Here is a 320-nt window from a genome sequence, read left to right on the forward strand (position 1 = left end):
GTCGTGTCGAAGAGGTCGAGCACCGAGGTCGGCGCGTCCTTCAGCACGGTCGGATCATAGGCGAGGATATCCCCGTAAGCATCGAGGCCGACTCCGCAATCCAGCCCCGAGCCCTCGATGAATTTGTCGCGCGGACCGATCTTGGAATAGTCGAGGCGCTCGAGGATGCCGGCGTCGCAGCCCTGCAGCACGGTTGCGGTCTCCACCGTCACCAGGTCGATCGGCACGTTGCCGGTGTCGACCATGGCCTTCACCTTGCCCAGATCGCCGAGATATTCCTGCTCGAGGATCTTGACGCCTGTCTCCTTGCTGAACGGCTC

Annotated in this window: 1 protein-coding gene; it reads right to left on the reverse strand. The window is 62.8% G+C overall.

All coding sequences use genetic code 11. The features are described 5' to 3' along the window. On the reverse strand, positions 1–320 hold a 320-nt coding region (locus EN804_RS35885; protein WP_135922391.1), incomplete at both ends, for an extracellular solute-binding protein.

Origin of the sequence: Mesorhizobium sp. M8A.F.Ca.ET.161.01.1.1 (genome assembly GCF_004792105.1) — a bacterium.
In the GTDB taxonomy this organism is placed as follows: domain Bacteria; phylum Pseudomonadota; class Alphaproteobacteria; order Rhizobiales; family Rhizobiaceae; genus Mesorhizobium.